Annotated in this window: 14 protein-coding genes and 2 tRNA genes; 5 read left to right on the forward strand and 11 right to left on the reverse strand. The window is 54.3% G+C overall.

Translation table 11 applies throughout. The features are described from left to right. Nucleotides 1-30: 30 nt before the first annotated feature. From RCH91_RS13245 to RCH91_RS13295, 11 genes are all read right to left on the reverse strand, one after another. Nucleotides 31-981 carry a GTPase-activating protein gene (locus RCH91_RS13245; RefSeq protein ID WP_306535438.1) on the reverse strand — a complete coding sequence of 317 codons (951 nt, stop codon included), beginning with the start codon at nt 979-981 and terminating at the stop codon, nt 31-33. 76 nt (nt 982-1,057) lie between these two features. Continuing rightward, a complete protein-coding gene (locus tag RCH91_RS13250) occupies nt 1,058-2,233 on the reverse strand; it encodes an HD-GYP domain-containing protein (protein WP_306535439.1) in 1,176 nt (391 codons plus the stop codon). A gap of 148 nt (nt 2,234-2,381) precedes the next feature. Further along, nucleotides 2,382-2,930: a 2-oxoacid:acceptor oxidoreductase family protein gene (locus tag RCH91_RS13255; protein WP_306535440.1), complete on the reverse strand. Its 549-nt coding sequence runs from the start codon at nt 2,928-2,930 to the stop codon at nt 2,382-2,384. A 30-nt stretch (nt 2,931-2,960) separates the two neighbouring features. Further along, on the reverse strand, nt 2,961-3,779 hold the full coding sequence (locus tag RCH91_RS13260) for a 2-oxoacid:ferredoxin oxidoreductase subunit beta (RefSeq protein WP_306535441.1): 819 nt from the start codon (nt 3,777-3,779) through the stop codon (nt 2,961-2,963). A gap of 2 nt (nt 3,780-3,781) precedes the next feature. Beyond that, nucleotides 3,782-4,915, reverse strand: coding sequence for a 2-oxoacid:acceptor oxidoreductase subunit alpha (locus tag RCH91_RS13265; protein WP_306535442.1), 1,134 nt, complete (start codon nt 4,913-4,915; stop codon nt 3,782-3,784). 24 nt (nt 4,916-4,939) lie between these two features. Continuing rightward, on the reverse strand, nt 4,940-5,134 hold the full coding sequence (locus RCH91_RS13270; RefSeq protein WP_306535443.1) for a 4Fe-4S binding protein: 195 nt from the start codon (nt 5,132-5,134) through the stop codon (nt 4,940-4,942). 199 nt (nt 5,135-5,333) lie between these two features. Further along, nucleotides 5,334-6,287, reverse strand: coding sequence for a malate dehydrogenase (mdh, locus tag RCH91_RS13275; protein ID WP_306535444.1), 954 nt, complete (start codon nt 6,285-6,287; stop codon nt 5,334-5,336). A 53-nt stretch (nt 6,288-6,340) separates the two neighbouring features. Next, nucleotides 6,341-8,566: an NADP-dependent isocitrate dehydrogenase gene (locus RCH91_RS13280; RefSeq protein WP_306535445.1), complete on the reverse strand. Its 2,226-nt coding sequence runs from the start codon at nt 8,564-8,566 to the stop codon at nt 6,341-6,343. 263 nt (nt 8,567-8,829) lie between these two features. After that, nucleotides 8,830-9,441, reverse strand: a complete 612-nt coding sequence (locus RCH91_RS13285) for a LysM peptidoglycan-binding domain-containing protein (protein ID WP_306535446.1) — start codon at nt 9,439-9,441, stop codon at nt 8,830-8,832. 104 nt (nt 9,442-9,545) lie between these two features. Further along, nucleotides 9,546-11,330: an aspartate--tRNA ligase gene (gene aspS / locus RCH91_RS13290; protein ID WP_306535447.1), complete on the reverse strand. Its 1,785-nt coding sequence runs from the start codon at nt 11,328-11,330 to the stop codon at nt 9,546-9,548. 193 nt (nt 11,331-11,523) lie between these two features. Next, nucleotides 11,524-11,599 (reverse strand) — tRNA-Ala (locus tag RCH91_RS13295). A 126-nt stretch (nt 11,600-11,725) separates the two neighbouring features. Between RCH91_RS13295 and RCH91_RS13300 the strand changes: the two genes are divergently transcribed. The 5 genes from RCH91_RS13300 to RCH91_RS13320 all read left to right on the forward strand — a co-directional run bounded on the left by RCH91_RS13300 (nt 11,726) and on the right by RCH91_RS13320 (nt 15,309). Next, nucleotides 11,726-11,812: transfer RNA gene (locus tag RCH91_RS13300), tRNA-Leu, on the forward strand. A gap of 178 nt (nt 11,813-11,990) precedes the next feature. After that, entirely contained in the window at nt 11,991-13,226 is a 1,236-nt protein-coding gene (locus RCH91_RS13305; RefSeq protein WP_306535448.1) for an integrase arm-type DNA-binding domain-containing protein, read from the forward strand. 600 nt (nt 13,227-13,826) lie between these two features. Continuing rightward, nucleotides 13,827-14,390 carry a recombinase family protein gene (locus tag RCH91_RS13310; RefSeq protein WP_306535449.1) on the forward strand — a complete coding sequence of 188 codons (564 nt, stop codon included), beginning with the start codon at nt 13,827-13,829 and terminating at the stop codon, nt 14,388-14,390. A gap of 26 nt (nt 14,391-14,416) precedes the next feature. After that, the gene (locus tag RCH91_RS13315; RefSeq protein ID WP_306535450.1) at nt 14,417-14,641 is read left to right on the forward strand and encodes a hypothetical protein; all 225 of its coding nucleotides are present in this window, start codon (nt 14,417-14,419) and stop codon (nt 14,639-14,641) included. Nucleotides 14,642-14,742: 101 nt separating this feature from the next. Beyond that, complete coding sequence (locus RCH91_RS13320; protein ID WP_306535451.1) at nt 14,743-15,309, forward strand: hypothetical protein; 567 nt, start codon at nt 14,743-14,745, stop codon at nt 15,307-15,309. Nucleotides 15,310-15,320: the final 11 nt, after the last annotated feature.

Below are 15,320 nucleotides of genomic sequence, written 5' to 3' on the forward strand. Positions count from 1 at the left end.
ACTACTCGAAAAATCTCCATCAACAGCCTGTCAGGTCCGACTGGCGATTTCACTCCTCATGGTCTCCAGCATCTCTTTCGTCTTGGACATGCTGGTAAGGAGCTTGGCCCCCTTCTCCACCCCTGCCAGGAATGCACCAACAAGTGCACCGTCAAGGAGAGCCTTTCGCCCTCCGCGGTCATTAAGCTCCTTTTCCACGAGAGTGGCCCCCATCTTGCCCACGTAGGCCATGGCGACCTCCTTCAGGTCATCCTCCAACTCCCGGAGCTTCTCCTCCTCCTGATACCGGTCGACAACCGCGGCCTCCTTGCGAATCTTGTCGCGCTCAGAGGCAAACCTGTTGCTGGTCGACTCCCAGAGCTTCGTAACGTTCACCATCTCAAGGAGGTCATAGTGCATCAACTCGTCGACACTCTTGGTTGACAGGACATCAATCTTGGCCCCGGGAAGACCCGCAATCTTCTGGGACTCGGTAGCCGACGTTTCAATATCAGTGGAACCGTCATGGAAAAAGCCAAGGGGCGACCCTTCCTTGTAAAAGATAAGGGCCGTGCGGCTCTCGGTGTAGATTCTGAGACAACCGTTGAGGCGCTGGGCTTTCAGCTTCTCCAGAAGTCCCTTGATGTCGATCAGCTTTAACTCTTGCCCCCGATACAGGACATCCCCATGGATCATGGCATGAAGACACATGGCCAGGTCCTTGGAAAGCTTGTAGACGCTGAGACTCCCTCCCCCGCTGAAAATAAGGGTGCAGACACCGGCAATGGCCTCGAAACCGGTGAGTTTTTTCTCCTCCTGATCAAGTAAGGCACTGATCAACTTGCCACCCTCAAAGAAGAGGATTGCCGTCGCCGAGGGAAACGTGAAATTAAGGTAACCCGTGAAACCACCAGCCTTCAGCTTCTCGAACATATCGGGAAGCTTCACCTTGGCCGCGGCGATATTTTCATACAGTGGATTTCCCTTGGGAAGAAGGAACATCCGAGTCTCCTTGGTCAGAGGTTTTTCACAAAGTAATAGATTTCATGGTATGAGTCAAAGCCTAAGTAGAAGCTCTTCAGGTCCCCGCAGAACTCACACTCCGATAGATCTGTTCAAAGATATGCTCAATGCTGAAGAACGTCGCGAGGACAACCGGATCGAAGTGATGTACCGGGTCGACGCGCCCGTCTCCTTCCCTGAAAACAGCCAGCGTCTCTTCATGGCTGAGGGGATTCTTGTAGCTCCTTCGCGAGCGCAAAGCATCGTAGACATCGGCAAGCTTCACTATCCGGCCGCACAGGGGTATTTCCTCTCCGCCAATCCCCGAGGGATAACCGCTGCCATCCCAGTTCTCATGGTGGGTCATGGCTATTTCCCGTGCGATCTGGAGTCGGGGCGAATCACCAAGTATCATTTCACCGTAGACGGGATGCAGCCTCATAATCCGCAGTTCTTCCCCGTCCAATGGGCCTGACTTCAAAAGGATTTCGTTCGGCACTCGTATCTTTCCCACATCGTGCATCTGGGCCGAGTAGGAGATCACTTCCACAAGATCGACCGGCAACCCCATATTGGCAGCCAATGCACCGGCATAGCGGTTGACACGGACAATATGTTCGCCCGTACTCTCCTCAGCAGCCTCACAAGCCCGGGCCAGAGCCTCGATGGTATAGATGAATGCATTTTCGGTTTCACGGACGCCATTGGAGAGGGTAACCAACGAGCCGATCACAACCGCAAGGCTCAGAAGAACCCTGGCATCGTACTCGGTGGCCTCGCCAGGATAATTAAAGGCAAGAAGAGCACCCGACAACTCTCCGCCGATCTGGCAGCAGATAAAATTGGTAACGGGTCTGCCGATGAAGGACTTGATCTTGGGATGGAAATAGGACTGGTATTGCTCAACCGTTTCACAGGTGTCACGCCAGTTGGAAACAAGCATCTCGTCCGAGAGGCGCTGCGGTGAAAAGACTGATGCGGGGTCAATGACAATTTCCTCGGATCCCTCGACTACTTCACCAGAGATTAGATGGAATACCCGGCCCCGGCTCTCTCCCGACTTGCCATTCAGATGAATATAGATGCTGTCTGGTCCCCGCCTGCCCCGCCCGCCAAGGACGCGGCGAAGCGCCTCAACATAGAGCTCCCTGTCGGTGAACTTCCGGCAACAGATACTCCGAAGAGTTGTATTGGTAAGTCGCAACAACTCCTGAGTTTGCTGAAGCGATATTTGGCAGAGTTCTAACGTCATCATGCACTCTTGAACGACAATCGAACTGCACTGTGCGAACGTACGTTATACTCCTGAACACCCCATCCTGCAAGTGTCCAGACCCCAAATAACAAGAGGCCCGAGCCAATGGCGTCGGGCCTCCTGCATCATTCTAGCGTGAAAGGAATTACCCCTTCGCCGCCATTGCCTTTTCATAACCTAACTGGAAAGCCTTCTTGTTGAGCTCGACGAAAGCTTCGGGAACCCGTGCGAGAACGGCCTTTTCTGCGTTCTCCTTGGTAACCACTCCCGTGAGGGCAACCATGGCGCCAAGCGCCACGATGTTGGCGACGATCTCACGGCCGACATCATTCTTGGCCGTATTGATGATCGGGAAAGCAACAACATTGAAGTTGCCCTTGGGTTTAGTTTTCACCAGGTCGGAGTCGATGAGCAGAACTCCACCTTCCTTCAGGTCATGGGAATACTTGTCGCAAGCTTCCTGAGTCAGTGCCAGAAGCGCGTCGACAACGGTCGCCTTAGGATAGTCAATGGGATCATCGGAGATGACCACCTCGGACTTTGAAGCGCCACCCCGAGCCTCAGGGCCATAGCTCTGTGACTGGACGGCCTGAATTCCCTGAAAAATAGATGCTGCCTCGGCCATGATAACACCAGCCAGGATCAGACCCTGACCGCCGGCCCCGGAAAAACGAATTTCATATCTTCCAGCCATCTGTGTATTCTCCTTTTGCAATCAGGGTGTTTATTTGGCAGCCTGGGCCCGCTGAAGGACCTTCGCATATTCCTCGCAGTACTCAGGTTTTTCGACCTTGTGCAGAACACCCGTGAGGATCTTTCCTTCCAGTTGCTCGGCGGTCATCTTCTCGGCGGCTTTTACCGGCACGGCAACTTCCTTGAGACGGTTCATCATCTCAACAACCGAGCGGTACTTGTTCCGGCGACCATAGGTGGTCGGACAATCGTCAAGAATCTCCACAACAGAAAAACCCTTGTGCTGAATCGCTTCGGCAATCAGTTTGTCGATCTGGGCAGCATGGTATGCTGTTCCACGGGCAACAAACGAAGCACCGGCACCAATGGCCAGCTTTGCGATGTCGAAACCGGGATCAGGGTTGCCGTAAGGAGTCGTGGATGCCTTGGCTCCAGTAGGGGTACAAGGAGAGAACTGGCCGCCGGTCATGCCGTAGATGTAGTTGTTCATGATGATGTACGTCATATTGATGTTACGACGGCAAGCATGAATGAAGTGGTTGCCACCGATGGCGGTACCATCGCCGTCACCACCGACAAGAATGACGTTCATCTCAGGCTTCGCCATCTTGACGCCGGTGGCGAAAGCTGCAGCCCGGCCGTGGGCGGTGTGCAGCGTGCAGCAGTCCAAGTAGCCCGGCAGACGCGAAGCGCAGCCGATACCTGAGACGATGGCCGTCTCTTCCTTTTTCAGGTTGAGGGAGTCCATTGCACGAATGAGCCCCTTCATGACAATCCCGTGACCGCAGCCAGGGCACCAGATGTGCGGCAACTTACCGGGACGGATATACTTATCGTAATCAAACGCCATGGTTACTTGACCTCCTTCATCTTGTCGAGGATCTGTCCCGGATTGATGGGTTCGCCGTCAACCCGGAATATGCCGAGAACCGGAGCATTCCCCTCGATACACCCTTTAACCACGCCAGTGCACATACCCAGGTTCATTTCCGGGGTAATGAACCCCTTGACCTTCTTGGAGAACTCCAGAAGACGCTCCTCCGGGAACGGCCAGAAGGTGATGAGGCGGAACAGACCGGCCTTGATGCCGTTCTTGCGGGCCTCGTTAACTGCAAAACGAGCCGAGCGGGAGGTGGATCCGAACGCCACAACGATGATTTCGGCGTCATCACACAGATACTCTTCCCATTTCATGATGTCAGCCTTGTTGGCCTCCACCTTGCGGACTTGACGCTCTTCTTCGGCCTGTACGATCTCGGCCTTGGTGGTCGGGAAACCATCCTGCATCTTGTTGAGACCCGTCACGTGAAACTTGTAGCCGGAGCCGAAAGCGGCGAGCGGCGGCACATCACCAAAGGAAGTATCATAGGGCTTGTATTTCTCGGGCGGTACAGAGGGAGCCGTACGGTCAACAACTTCAAGCTCGCCCGGTTCGGGAAAAACAATCCGCTCACGCATATGGGCGACGATCTCATCCGGCATGATCATTACCGGCGTGCGATACTTCTCAGCCAGATTAAAGGCCCGTACCGTCTCCTCAAAGATTTCCTGCACGGATGCAGGCACGAGGCAGATGGCGGGGTGGTCGCCGTGGGTTCCCCACTTGGCACACATGACGTCCGACTGTGAAGGGCCAGTCGGCATACCAGTAGAGGGGCCGCCACGCATTACGTTGACAATTACGGAAGGAACCTCGGTAATGCATGCATAACCGATATTTTCCTGCTTAAGGGAAAGGCCTGGACCAGAGGTCGACGTAAGCACCTTAACACCGGTCAATGATGCCCCAATAAGAGCAGCCATGGCGCCAATCTCGTCTTCCATCTGAATGAATTTCCCCCCCACCTTGGGGAGTTCTGCCGACATTACCTCGGCAACCTCGGTGGACGGAGTAATAGGGTAACCGGCGAAAAACCGGCAGCCAGCGTAGAGAGCGCCGTGAGCTGCGGCCTCGTTACCCTGGAGAAATGCAACTTTCTTAGCCACGTCAAATACCTCCTCTTGGAATGGTTACGGGGTGACCTTGATTGCGAAGTCGGGGCAGCGCAGTTCGCACTGCATGCACTTGATGCAGGCCTCGAGGTTTTTCACCGCCACGACGAACCCTTTCATCTCCAGTACCTTGGTTGGGCAAAATTCGACGCAAATATGGCAGCCCTTGCAGTACTTCTCAATAATCTCGATAGTCGGAAGCTTTTTTTCCATCTAGATACGCTCCTTTACTAAAATGAAGCCGTTTCCGGCAAAACCTCTGTGGTATATAACACAGCCGTGTATACAATTTCAACGTCTTGGACAAAAAAACCACAAAATCAGCACTATTTTTTCAAAGTACAAAGCCCCAACAAGACAAAAGAAGGGCACAGGGCCCTTCTTTGCCTTGCTGCGGTAGTAGTCAAATCTCTTATTTAAGGCTGTCGACGAGGCTCTTGACCGCGGCAACCGACTTGTCCATCATTGCCTGCTCTTCTTCGTCGAGGGCAAACTCGATGATTTGCTCCACACCATTCTCGCCGAGAACTGCGGGTACACCCACATAGTAGCCGTTCACGCCGAACTCACCCTGGAGGAAGCAGCAGGTCGGGAGGACGCGCTTCTGGTCCTTGAGAATGGACTCGGTCATAGCAATGGCCGAAGAGGCCGGGGAGTAGAATGCCGAGCCGGTTTTGAGAAGGGCAACAACTTCACCGCCTGCGCCGCGGGTCCGCTTGACCATGGCTTCCATGACTTCCTTTGCCTTGGCCTTGTCCTTGTACTTACGCTCAAGAAGCTCCATCACCGGAATACCGCAGACGCTGGTATACCGGACCAGCGGCACCATATCATCACCATGCCCGCCGAGGGTCACGGCAACGACGTCCTTGACGGAAACGCCCAGTTCCCAAGCGATGAAAGAAGCAAACCGAGACGAGTCGAGGACACCGGCCTGGCCGATGACCCGGTTATAGGGGAAGCCGGTAATCTTCTGGCAGAGGGTTACCATGGCATCCAGCGGGTTAGAAATAACGATGATGAAGGCGTTGGAAGCGTACTGCTTGATACCCTCAGCCACCTGAGTCATGATCTTGGAATTGACTTCAATCAGGTCGTCGCGGCTCATGCCCGGCTTACGGGGGAGACCGGCGGTAACAATGACGATATCCGAACCCGCGATATCTGCGTAGCTGTTGGTACCCTTGAGAGAGACATCAAACCCATCCACCGGACCAACTTCGGCGATATCGAGCATCTTCCCTTGGGGAAGACCTTCAACGATATCAAACATCACCACATCGCCGAGTTCGCGCAGGGCGCAAAGCTGAGCAAGGACGCCGCCAATCTGACCACCACCGATAAGTGCGATTTTCTTACGTGCCATGTTTTCTTCCTCCGTAATGATTTGGGGTTGTCTACGTGGTGCAACAAAAATTATCAGATAGAGTCGATTATGGCATTCAAGGTAGCGCTGGGACGCATTGCTTTAGCTACCTTTGCCTTATCCGCGTGATAGTAGCCATTCATATCGACTGGCTTGCCTTGGGCACCAAGCAGCTCTTCATTGATCTTCGCTTCGTTTTCGGCAAGTTTCTTAGCCACAGGCGCAAAGCGCGCTTGGAGCTCCTTGTCCTTGGTCTGGGCCGCCAACGCTTCCGCCCAGTACAGGGCAAAGTAGAAGTGGCTACCGCGGTTGTCGATCTGTCCGACTTTGCGGGCCGGCGACTTGTTGTTGTCGAGGAACTTGGCGAGTGCCTGATCAAGGGTCTCGGCCAGCACCTTGGCCTTGGCATTGTTGAAGGTAGCGGCCAGATGCTCCAGGGACGCGCCGAAGGCCGAAAACTCACCCAACGAATCCCAGCGCAGATAGCCTTCCTTGACGAACTGCTGGACGTGCTTGGGAGCGGAGCCGCCGGCCCCGGTCTCGAACAGGCCGCCGCCGGCGAGTAGCGGGACGATGGAGAGCATCTTGGCGCTGGTTCCCAGCTCCATGATCGGGAAGAGGTCAGTCAGGTAGTCGCGCAGGACGTTGCCGGTGACCGAAATGGTGTCCTGCCCCTTGCGGATCCGGGCCAGGGAGAACTTCATAGCCTCGACCGGGGTCATGATATGGAACTCCAGCCCGGCGGTGTCATGGTCCTTCAGGTATTTCTCGACTTTGGCGATGACGTTGGCATCATGTGGCCGGTTCTTGTCGAGCCAGAAGACCGCCGGCGCGCCGGTGGCCCGAGCGCGGTTGACGGCCAGCTTGACCCAGTCCTGGATCGGGATGTCCTTGGCCCGCGACATGCGCCAAATATCGCCTTCTTCAACGGCATGCTCCATCAGCACCTTGCCGTCGGCCGCGACGACGCGGATGGTGCCATTGGAGGGGATTTCAAAGGTCGTTGGGTGGGAACCGTATTCTTCGGCCTTCTGCGCCATCAGCCCGACGTTGGGGACCGAACCCATGGTGACCGGATCGAAGGCGCCGTGCTTCTGGCAGTCCTCGATGATCTCTTGATAGAAGGTTGCATAGCAACGGTCGGGGATCATCGCCTTGGTGTCGTGCAGCTTGCCGTCCGCGCCCCACATCTTCCCGGCTTCCCGAACCACGACCGGCATGGAAGCATCGACGATGATGTCGTTGGGAGCATGCAGGTTGGTGATCCCCTTGTCGGAGTCGACCATGGCCAAGGCCGGACGCTGCGCGTAGACCGCCTTGATGTCCGCCTCGATCTCGGTCCGCTTGGCTTCCGGCAGGCTCTGGATCTTCTTGTAAAGCTCGCCCAGCCCCAAGTTGGGATTGACGCCCAGTTCCTTGAAGGTGGCAGCGTGCTTGTCGAACACGTCCTTGAAGAAGACCGTCACGGCATGACCGAACATGATCGGGTCGGAGACCTTCATCATGGTCGCCTTGAGGTGCAGCGACAGCAGGATACCGCTCTTCTTTGCATCCTCGATCTGGTCGGCATAGAACTTCCGGAGTGCCTTTGCACTCATGAAGGTCCCGGAGAGGATTTCGCCCTTGGATGCCGTCAGCTTGTCCTTCAGGATGGTGGTCTTGCCACCGGCGACCAGTTCGATCTTGAAGTCGCCGCCATTTTCCATGACCACCGATTTTTCGTTGCCATAGAAGTCACCGCCGGTCATATGGGCGACGTGGGCCTTGGAACCGGGCTCCCAGGGGCTCAAGGGCACGGTCTTCGGGTTCTTTCGCGCATATTCCTTGACTGCGAGCGGCGCGCGACGGTCGGAGTTGCCTTCACGCAGCACCGGGTTGACGGCGCTCCCCAGGCATTTGGCATAGCGCTCCTGGATCTCTTTCTCCGCGGCGTCCTTTGGCTCTTCCGGGTAGTCGGGAAGTTTATAGCCTTGGCTCTGAAGTTCCTTGATCGCCTCTTTCAGCTGCGGAACGGAGGCGCTGATATTCGGCAGTTTGATGATGTTGGCTTCGACCTTCTGGGTCAGCTCACCCAGCTGCGTCAGGAAGTCGGGGATGCGTTGGCTCTCGGTCAGGTACTCCGGGAAGTTGGCAATGATCCTGCCGGCGAGGGAGATATCCCGTGTTTCCACTTCAACACCGGTCCCTTTGGTAAATTTCTGAATAATCGGAAGCAGGGAATATGTTGCCAGTGCGGGTGCTTCATCAATCTCTGTCCAAATAATCTTGTGTGTCGACATGTTTCCTCCTTATTTATTTATGGCTATGCGCCAGAGGCTCACCAGAATGACACATGCAGCGGTCGAGATACCTACTGCAATCGGGCTTAACCGTGAACCAGCTTACATGAACCATCGCTAACACTTTACCCTAAAGTGTGTATACAGTATGCAAAATAGTAATTACTGTCAAGGAAAAACTATTTCACGTATACGACAAAATTCCCCGTATTTAGGCACAAAAAAAGCCGGGTCAATGACCCGGCATTCTTAAATTATTTACGCTACGGCAGCTGACGCTCCTGTGCATAACGCCGAGCTTCGGCAATATCCTCCCGTCCAATATTTCTCGGTATCCTGAGAACCTGACCTGGCCATATTCTCCTTGGATCTCGAATCTGATCCCGGTTAGAGCGATAAAGAATCGGCCACAGGGTAGCGTCACCATACACCTCGAGCTGTGCTGAAATCTGGGGCAGAGTCTCGCCACGTTTGACAGTGTGGTAGAGAGGGAGCGGCCGTACATCTCGTTCCTTTTCCTTAACGGGCAAAACCCTCTCGATCTTCTTCCGCGCTTCTCGAACCTCTTTCTCTTGCCGCTCAACCTGCTTTCTCTTCAGTTCCTGCAGAGCCTTTTGCTGCTCAGCTTCGCGACGCTCCTCGTCAGCCTTTAATCGCTGGACTTCCAACTGCTTCCGCTCGTCTTCAATCTGCCGCTCGACCAACTCTGCTTTTCTTAAAGCAAGAAGGTAAAATCGTTCGGCCCCTTCAACCTCATTATGGAGCAGGAATCGATCTCCAGCTTCAAGCGCATCAACAATACTCGCATACTCCTCTGGCTTACTCTGTTCTCCGCCTTGCATTCGAACGGCGTAGGACCTGTTCAGCGCCTCCATCCTGTAACGCGGAAGCCCCGAGGAGCAGCTCGCAAGAACCAAAGCCAGTAAAGCCAGCACTGCTGGCGCTGATAGCGTAGCCCCCCTCATTCACCCTTCCACTCTCATTGCTTTACGGTCACCTTGAGTGCAAGCTCCCTAAGCTGCTTTGCATCAACCGGGGAAGGGGCCTCGGACATAAGACAGGCACCCTTTTGTGTTTTAGGGAAGGCAATGACGTCTCGAATGGAGTCACTTCCCGTGAGAAGCATAATAAGACGGTCCATACCGAAGGCGATGCCGCCATGGGGAGGGGTACCGCATTCAAGGGCATCGAGAAGGAAGCCGAACTTGGCGCGTGCCTCATCGTCGGAAAGCCCGAGTAAACTAAACATAAGGGACTGAACGTGCTGCTGATGAATCCTGATACTCCCGCCGCCAATCTCGTTGCCGTTAAGAACCAGGTCGTAAGCCTTGGCACGGCAGCTTCCCGGGTCAGATCCGACTTTCTCCAAGTCCTCGTCCATGGGCGCAGTGAAGGGGTGGTGCACGGCTGCCCACCGTTTGTCATCCTCATCCCATTCAAGGAGTGGAAAGTCGGTAATCCAGACAAACTTGAAGATGTTTTTGTCCGCTAACCCGAGTAGACCTGCAAGATGATTGCGGAGCTTGCCAAGGGAATCATTGACAACCTTCGGCTTGTCGGCAACGAAGAGAAGAAGGTCTCCATCCTCGGCGCCAAATGCCTTGTTCATCGTTGCAATCTCTTCAGGAGAGAAAAACTTCGCAATAGGTGAATGCCATTGCCCCTCTTCGATCTTGACATAGGCAAGACCCTTTGCGCCGTAAATCTTGGCGAACTCAGTAAGGTCATCGATCTCTTTGCGGGAAAACTTCGCGCAACCCTTGGCATTGAGCCCTTTAATGATCCCGCCGGAGGCAGCGACGTCGGCAAAGACCTTGAAGCCAGCTCCCCTGACGATTTCGGTCAACTCCACGAGTTCAAGCCCGAAACGGATGTCGGGATTGTCGACACCGAAGCGGCGAATCGCCTCCGCATAGGTCATACGCAGCATGGGAAGCGGGACGCTTACTCCCTTAACCTCCGCGAATATCTTCGCAATAAGCCCTTCCATGACCGAGATGATGTCCTCACGATCGATGAACGACATCTCGCAGTCGATCTGGGTAAACTCAGGCTGGCGATCGGCACGCAGATCCTCATCGCGAAAACAGCGAACGACCTGGAAGTAACGGTCGAAACCGGAGATCATGAGAATTTGCTTGAAAATCTGGGGCGACTGGGGTAACGCGTAAAAGTTCCCCTGGTTAATCCTGGACGGCACGAGGAAGTCACGGGCCCCCTCAGGGGTGGACTTAGTGAGGAACGGAGTCTCGATCTCCAGAAAACCGTTTTCGGTTAAATATTTGCGGGTTATCTGGGCAACGTTCGAGCGAAGAATAAGATTCTGTTGAAGGGTCGGACGACGAAGATCAAGATAGCGGTACTTGAGGCGGAGATTCTCGGCCACGTCCACGTAATCATCGAGGGTAAAAGGAAGCGCCTTGGAACGATTGAGAATTTTGCACTCAGTAACAAGGACTTCGACTTCACCGGTTTTCATGGTGATGTTAACAGTCCCTTCGGGACGTGGTATCACTTCCCCTTTAACGGCGACGACGTACTCATTGCGAATAGCTTCGGCCTTCTGATGGGCATCTGCATTTTTCGCAGGATCGAAGACGATCTGGGCAAGCCCCTCGCGGTCGCGGAGGTCAGCGAAGATCAACCCCCCGTGGTCTCTTCGCCGCATGACCCACCCCATGAGGATGACCTCACGCCCCACATCGGCCTTTGTCAGCATGCCGCAGTAGTGGCTCCTCTTCCATGCACCAAGAATATCGTCCATCGGTACAAACCTCCTCGTATCGTCGCTAAAACCGGGTAAGTATACTGAATGCGAAAGGGTTCTTCAAGGAAAACAAACAAGAAAACAAACCAGGATATGCGCCATTGACTGGTCATTCCAGTGAAGTACTCCTGATGTCCACCACCAAAAAACGCAAAAAGGGGTTGGCCTTTCGGCCAACCCCTCAATGTTTTGGTGGAGCTGATCAGGATCGAACTGACGACCTCTTGAATGCCATTCAAGCGCTCTCCCAGCTGAGCTACAGCCCCGTTCAAAAGAGATTTGGTTTATATCAAAACGGCGGCAAGGGTGTCAACACATTTTTCCCGAAAAAATTATCCGGGTATTTGCCCTTGACGCTCCCCGACACATGTGGTTATAATCCGGACACTTTTGCCGGAGTGGTGAAATTGGTAGACGCAGCGGACTCAAAATCCGCCGGGAGCAATCCCATGTCGGTTCGATTCCGACCTCCGGCACCAACACATAACCCAATAAGGTTCGAGATAGTCCACGAAGCCCCGAGAAATCGGGGCTTTTTCTTTATCCGTTGTCCGGTAGCGTCTAACGCGGTATACTAAAATCCAGTTTTTTTGACGGTATCTTTGAGGGTATACCGTCAACCATGAAAGGTGGATACCGTCAAAAAGGGGGACGCCAATGCCAAAGCGGATTCAGCCGTTGACAGACGTTCAGGTGAAGACAGCCAAACCGAAGGAAAAGGACCACAAGCTGGCAGACGGCGGGGGGCTCTATCTCCTCGTTACCGTGACAGGCGGGAAGCTCTGGCGGTGTGATTATCGGTACGGGGGCAAGCGGAAAACGGTTGCCTTCGGTGCTTACCCGGCGGTTTCACTTGCCGATGCACGGCAACGCCGGGAGGATGCAAAGAAGCTCCTCGTTAACGGTGTTGATCCTGGTGACGTGAAGAAGGCTCAGAAGGCCGCACAGGGGGAGCAGTCGGCAAACACCTTTGAGGTGGTGGCGCGGGAATGGCAAGGCAAGTATGCAAAAACGTGGTCTGCCGTCCATGCCGATACCATCTTGCAACGGTTGGAGAAAGAGGTTTTCCCGTGGCTTGGCGCGGTTGACGTTGCAGAGATCAAGGCCCCTGCTTTACTGGCGGTCCTTCGCCGGATGGAGGAACGCGGGGCACTCGATACGGCCCACCGTGTCAGGAACCATTGCAGTAACGTCTTTCGGTATGCCATTGCCACCGGCCGCGCCGAACGTGACCCGGCGGCGGATCTGCGGGGCGCGCTCCCCCCGGTGAAGAACGGTCACCACGCGGCCCCCACGGACCCGAAACAGATTGCCCCCCTACTCCGGGCAATGGAGACCTTCGAGGGTTCCTTTGTGGTCAAGTGCGCTCTCCTCCTCACCCCTCTCCTCTTTGTTCGTCCTGGGGAACTCCGACACGCTGAGTGGTCGGAGATCGACCTTGACGCGGCAGAATGGAATATCCCCGCTGAAAAGATGAAGATGAAGTTCCCTCACCTTGTCCCCCTCCCCTCTCAGGCCGTGGCGATCCTCCAGGAGCTCCACGCTCTCACCGGTCGGGGGCGTTACGCGTTCCCCTGCAACCGTTCCACTCTTCGCCCCATGTCTGAAAATACCGTCAACGCGGCTCTCCGTCGCCTGGGCTTCAATCGTGATGAGATCGTCGCTCACGGGTTCCGCGCCATGGCCCGGACTGTCCTTGATGAAGTGTTGGGATTCCGGCCCGACTGGATCGAGTTGCAACTTGCCCACGCCGTCAAAGACCCCTTGGGGCGCGCCTACAACCGGACTACTCACCTTGCCGAGCGCAAGAGGATGATGCAGACCTGGGCCGATTACCTGGACGGGTTGAAAACGGGTGCAAAGGTGTTGCCGTTCAAGAAGTCTGACGGGTGAGAGTATCCATGAAGGGGAAGCATTAAGGCCACAAAAGCGCCTGGTTTCTACGTCTGGCGGGTATTTATTGTTACATACTATATATATTATTGAATGTTTTTTCTAATATTTTTATCAAAAGGAAAGAAGGTATTTAACGATAGTCCCTCCCCCGCGTTTTCATTTATCCCCGTATGTGGCATAGAAGGCATAGAAGGTTCAAAAGCCTATTCATAAGGGTTTACAGGTGATTATCCAGGGGGAGAAAGTGGCATAAAAGGTTCAAAAGCCAATAGGCGCGGTTCTTCACTTGGCGGTGAACCGCTATTGAACCACGTTGCGAGGGGGCCGGGATTCTTTGAACTGGCCCCGTGGCATAGAAGGCATAGAAGGTCCAAAAGCCAATAGGCGCGGCTGCACGGGTACCCGCCACGAACCGACCCGGCACGGGCATACTTCCAGGGGGATCGAACGCAACATATTCACTATCAATAGACCATGCCCCAGCGATAGGCAAAAAATCTGCAAAAAAGTCTATCACATAAGTTGACAAGTGGATTTTGATAGGTTATTATCAAAACATCTAAAACGTATGTGATAGTAATAAAGGGGGGGGCTGTTATGAATGCGATAGTGGGTTATGCGAGGGTGAGCACGGTCGAACAAGACTTGACGGCGCAACTCGAACAGCTCAGGGCGGCCGGGTGTGAGAGGATTTACCAGGAAAAGGCGTCCGGCGCTCAATATGACCGGCCGGAACTTTCCGCCATGCTTGATTTTGTCCGGGAGGGTGACACGGTTGTGTGTTGCAAGCTGGACCGGATAGCCCGGAGCACGAAACACCTTCTTGAGATCGTGGAGGCGTTGGAGAAAAAAGGGGTACGTTTCAAGGTGCTGAATATCAACCTTGATACGAAAGACCCGACGGGAAAACTCATGTTGTCCATGCTGGCGGCAATCGGTCAGTTTGAACGGGAGATGATGCTGGAACGGCAACGGGAGGGCATACGGATTGCCAAGGAGGCCGGAGCCTACAAAGGGCGCAAGGCCACGGCACGGGCAAAGGCCGTCGAAGTGATGCAGTTGATCGGCGAAGGGGTGACGCGTGAAGAGGTTGCCAGTCGCCTGGGTATCGGGGTTGCTTCTGTCTATCGGATCGTGAAGGACAACAAGGCGGCGAACTGAGGCCGCGACAAAAAGGGGGGGCTGTTATGTCGAGCAAACAAGAAATGACAAAGGGGGATGAAATGCGGAATCAGGGTGAAGAGAGGGTGTTGAAGCTTCTTTCAGAATTGGCAAAGGATATTGCTGATTTTCTTCCCGCTGCTTCGGAAGGAGACCGGGCGCGGCTGTTCTGTCACATGACTAGCCGTATTACTGGCGGCAGGATTTCCATTTGTGAGGCACAGGTGTTGTGGGGGCCGGCGTCGGCCTGACCTGAAGAGAAGTCGCGGGATAGTCTTGGCCTGACGATAAGCCGCCTTCCCTGGGGCGGTTTCCCGCGATCATTTACCAGGGCGCTACAGGGGGCGCGTTGATGGATGACGAAAAAGAGCTTGAACGGCTCAGGCTTGAATTTCTCAAGAGGGGGGAGGATGCAGGGGCGGTTTACAGGGCGCGCCTTGCTCTTGAGAATCAAGACGTTCCTGCGATAGTGGTTGATTACCCAACGGAATCAAGCGTGATTGATCGTGTCAAACTGCTGATAACGGTCAATATGTTTTCCACCCTAGAGGAAATTGAAAGGGCGCTCTGTAAAGAAGTGATGAACCATATCCGTTTTCACAAAGAACTTATGATGCTTGATTGTCCCGAGTCTGAGAAACCGCAATTCAAGAAAGGCAAGGGACAAAGCAAGTCACAGAGCCAGATTGAAGAAATACGAACCTGCTTAAAGGTCCACGACTTGATTGTCTCCGGACATTGCAGGAATGACATTGTAAGTATTGTTTACGGGAACCAAAGAAAAACAGAGAAAGAACTGGCTGCCTGGGGTTCTGATTATCAGAAAGTTGTAATCCATGGAAAAAAGGCACTGGACCTGATAGAGTCGGCAATATCTAGCAAGTTCCCCTCTACCCCCTCATCAGGTAAATCGAAATAGGGCCTTATCCG

Source organism: Geobacter sp., assembly GCF_030834625.1.
Lineage (GTDB): Bacteria > Desulfobacterota > Desulfuromonadia > Geobacterales > Geobacteraceae > Geobacter.